Origin of the sequence: Teichococcus vastitatis (genome assembly GCF_003604215.1) — a bacterium.
Taxonomy (GTDB): domain Bacteria; phylum Pseudomonadota; class Alphaproteobacteria; order Acetobacterales; family Acetobacteraceae; genus Pseudoroseomonas; species Pseudoroseomonas vastitatis.
This window is the reverse complement of the sequence record NZ_QXGS01000138.1, coordinates 1-1,487: the sequence shown is the minus strand read 5'-3', so window position 1 is coordinate 1,487 and position 1,487 is coordinate 1. Positions and strand designations below refer to the sequence as shown.

Genomic DNA, 1,487 nt, shown 5'->3' with positions numbered 1-1,487 from the left:
TGGATCTTTCGCTCTTCTCGAAACCAGCAATCCGCACGGGTCTGATCATGGCCCTGGTGGTCTCGGGCGCGCTGGTGGGCGTCGAGCTGACCATTGCGCAAGAACTGCAATATGTCATCGGGATGACCCCGCTAGAGGCGGGGATATTCATGCTGCCGCTGATGATCGCTTCTGCCGTAGGAGGGCCAATTGCCGGCGCCCTGGTGGCGAAGGTCGGCCTACAGTGGGTCGCTTCGGTCTTCCTGCTTCTGTCCGCGCTGAGCCTTGCGGGCTTAGGGTTCAGTGACTTCCACGATGCCGGGATGGTGGTCGTGGTCTGGATGGCGCTGCTGGGGTTCTCGCTGAGTGTTGGCCTCACGGCATCGTCCATCGCCATCATGGGCAGCGCGCCCGTGGCAAAGGGAAGCCAGCGGCTATGAACTAGGCGCAGGACTGGGGATCACCGGCTTCGGCGTTCTGCTAGCCAGCATATACCGCTCAGCGCTTCAGCTGCCGAAGGATCTGGCAGATCTGCCGGCAAGTGCCAGCGCCTCGATCGGCGAGACCATGATTGTCGCGAATCGTCTCGGAGGCGAGCAAGGCGAAGCGCTTGTGCGGGCCGCGCGAGCAGGCTTCAGCTCTGCACATACAACTGTACTGCTGACAGCCGCCGTTTTGGTCACCGTGCTTGCCTGCGTCGTGTTCGCGAGCTTACGCACCTACCGCGATGCAGATGTGACTCACACACCCTGAACAAACAGGCTCGGCCATAGATGGCAGCCAGGCAGTCAACTCCGCATCAGTGTGGCAGCCGCCAATATGCTGTCGCAGTTGACGCGGACCGCGAGCTACGGACGGCACAGGTCTCGGACATCGATGCCTTCACACAGCAGGGCCTCATCTGATTTGTGGCCGTCGGTTGACGTAGCCCCTGTTCCAGGGTAGCAGGCGAGCGCCTCAGCGTGACGCCGCCGTCGCAGCGCGAGATGCTGCTGCCTAGCTGTTTGGTTGTGAGACCTCCTTGGCAGCTTCAGCGATGAGGCGTGCGCGGGCAACATCGTCAGGTCCGGCGCGTCCCTCGGGCTGGTCAGACTTGGCACGGGCGAGCTTTCGTCGAGCTCTGAGGCGCTCCTTGACAACCTGATCAGGTGTCCTGCCGTCGAGGACGCGCTGACGGCGTGCGTTGTAGGCAGCGTTGAAGCCTCGGAGCAGCTGCTCGAGCTGAACGTGGGACCAGATGGTGATACCGAGCACCTCACTACTCACGCGGTCGTTAAATCTCTCGACCATCCTATTATCCGGCATGATGCCCCTGGTGCCTTGATGTTTCTGCTGATCCTGAGTGGATCGGCGCTATGGTGAGCCCATCCGGGACATGGGGCACCGGGAGCACGCAAGTGCGGGCAGGCCGACCCTCAAACGATGGGCTGTGAGCCCGAGCCGTTATCTGGCCGCCCCTGCGGCTCGCCCGGATGCGCTGCGAGCGCGGATCCGGAGTTGCCGTGTTG

Annotated in this window: 1 protein-coding gene and 1 pseudogene; one reads left to right on the top strand and one right to left on the bottom strand. The window is 62.7% G+C overall.

Annotated elements, in window-relative coordinates:
- Window positions 1-419 (top strand): annotated as a pseudogene (locus D2K64_RS23500) (hypothetical protein); the annotation flags it as partial.
- A 556-nt stretch (window positions 420-975) separates the two neighbouring features.
- On the opposite strand, the gene D2K64_RS26395 reads toward D2K64_RS23500, so the two are convergent.
- Complete coding sequence (locus D2K64_RS26395) at window positions 976-1,269, bottom strand: hypothetical protein (protein WP_157986104.1); 294 nt, start codon at window positions 1,267-1,269, stop codon at window positions 976-978.
- Window positions 1,270-1,487 lie beyond the last annotated feature (218 nt).

Bases quoted from the DNA above. Each gene is read 5' to 3' on its own strand.
- D2K64_RS26395 (WP_157986104.1), bottom strand. From the start codon at position 1,269: ATGGTCGAGAGATTTAACGACCGCGTGAGTAGTGAGGTGCTCGGTATC.